Origin of the sequence: Actinacidiphila oryziradicis, from assembly GCF_005047355.1 — a bacterium.
GTDB classification, from domain to species: domain Bacteria; phylum Actinomycetota; class Actinomycetes; order Streptomycetales; family Streptomycetaceae; genus Actinacidiphila; species Actinacidiphila oryziradicis.
Window position 1 is genome coordinate 1 of sequence record NZ_SUMC01000290.1, and the last position, 2,319, is coordinate 2,319.

Below are 2,319 nucleotides of genomic sequence, written 5' to 3' on the forward strand. Positions count from 1 at the left end.
GACGGGTGAAGGTGACTGAACCCTTGGATGATGTCTCGTGACTGAGGATGCCTTTCGATGGGTTGTTTGAGTTGGGCAGTAGGGCTGGCCGCTGAGAAGCGGCAGGTGCCGGGCGGGCCACTCCCGTTCGCTCGGATGGACACCACCGCCCCGGGATAAAGAGGGCACCCACCCCGGTCGTATCTCACACGTGTGGAACGCGGAAACCCTGGCTGGGGTCCAAGACGGCGCGAGCCGATTTTGGTAGGCCGACCGCGAGGAAGGCGGATATCCCCAGCGGGACAGGATGGTTCAAGAAGCGAACGCCGGCGGCCGAAAGGCAGCAGGAAACCGGGAGGAATACCACGACTTCCAGTGGTCTCCCGCATAACTGGCCGGATACGGGACGCTGATGCCCGGCCCGCAAGGGAGCTGACGTGAACCAGGTGAGTCTGTGAAGGAACTCTGATATTTGGATGCCGGAACCGGAGGGCAAGTTGGACACTGAGGCGGTTTTCGCTGACGTGAACGGACCTACGGACGTTCCTTTGGAATGGGACGCCGTTCACTGGCGTGCCGCAGAGGATGACGTACGGCGTTTGAGGCAGCGGATCTTCACGGCAAGCAAGGCAGGGGACCTCAAGCGGGTCCGTAATTTGCAGAAGTTGATGCTCCGTTCACGCGCTAACACGCTGGTGAGCGTGCGGCGGGTGACGGAGGAGAATGCTGGCCGCAAGACGGCGGGCGTGGATGGGAAGGTCGTACTGACCTCCCCGGGTAAGGCAGCACTGGCGGATTGGGTACACCATCAGATGAAGCCTTGGCATGCTCGTCCGGTCAAGCGGGTCTTCATCCCCAAGTCGAATGGAAAACGGCGCCCTCTCGGTATTCCGGTGATTGTTGATCGCGTGCTTCAAGCCCGCGCGAAGAATGCGCTGGAGCCGGAATGGGAAGCACGGTTCGAGCCGAAGTCGTACGGCTTCCGGCCCGGCCGTGGCTGTCATGACGCCATCGAGGCGATCTACCAGGTGGTGAAGGGGCGTGACCCCAAACGCCGGTGGATTCTTGATGCCGACCTGGCAGCGGCTTTCGACCGAATCGATCACGATCATCTCCTCGGCTCTCTCGGAACGTTTCCCGCTCGCGGGCCCGTCCGGGAATGGCTGAAAGCTGGCGTGATGGACAAGGGAGAATTAGCGCCGACCGATGAAGGAGTTCCACAAGGCGGCGTGATCAGCCCCGTGCTGTTGAACATCGTCTTGCACGGGATGGAGAAGGCCGCAGGAGTCAGGTATCACAACCGAAGTCGGGGAGGTCTCCAGACTGCCCCTGATTCCCCCGTGCTGGTCCGTTACGCTGACGATCTTGTGGCCCTGTGCCACAGTCGTGAGCAGGCGGAACACATCAAAGCACGGCTTGCCGAATGGCTGGCGCCGAGAGGGTTGGCCTTCAACGAGGACAAGACGCGCATAGTCAACCTTGATGAGGGTTTTGATTTTCTCGGGTTCAACGTCCGCCGGTATCACGACAAGATCGTGCTGATCAAACCCAGCCGGGAGGCCGTGGGACGGATCCGGAAGAGGCTACGCATGGAGATGCGTGCACTGCGCGGGTCGAACTCCGCCGCAGTGCTCAAGAAGCTCACTCCCATTATCCGGGGATGGGCCGCCTACTACCGGACTGAGGTGTCAAGCGAGGTCTTTTCCGCGCTTGACGACTACATGTGGAAGCTTACCTACCGGTGGGCGAGACACAGTCATCCGAACAAGTCGCGGTGGTGGGTCGTCGACCGCTACTACGGCCAGTTCAACAAGTCCAGGCAGAACCGGTGGGTCTTCGGTGACCGGGATTCCGGCGCCTACCTTCCTAAATTCGCCTGGACGAAAATCGTCCGACATGCGATGGTCGTCGCGGCTGCCTCCCCCGATGACCCGGCGCTCGCCGATTACTGGGCGAAACGCCGCCGCAAGCAGTCTCCTCCACCGCTTAGCGAACCGGTCCGACGCCTTCTGGGCATCCAAAAGGGCCGGTGCGCTGTCTGCAACGAGTTGCTGCTGCACGCCGATCAGCATCCACAAAGCCCGCATCAATGGGAACAGTGGGTGCGCGTCACCCTCTTGGCGATTCGTAAACAGCACATCGCCACTACGACGCACGGCGTTAAGGACAAACTCCGTCTCATCCACTCCTCTTGCCGCCGCCGTATCGAGGCGGCGACTGAGGGCCAGTAAATCTGTATGCCTGAATGCCTTCAGGACTTGCTTGAGCCGTATGCGCGGAAACGTGCCCGTACGGTTCTGAGGGGGGTGCGGCGCAGTAATGCGCCGCACCTACCCGACT

At 61.2% G+C, this 2,319-nt stretch carries 1 protein-coding gene; it reads left to right on the forward strand.

Annotated elements, in window-relative coordinates; translation table 11 throughout:
* The first annotated feature begins 455 nt into the window (after positions 1-455).
* The gene (gene ltrA / locus FCI23_RS55255; RefSeq protein ID WP_136731701.1) at positions 456-2,210 is read left to right on the forward strand and encodes a group II intron reverse transcriptase/maturase; all 1,755 of its coding nucleotides are present in this window, start codon (positions 456-458) and stop codon (positions 2,208-2,210) included.
* Positions 2,211-2,319: the final 109 nt, after the last annotated feature.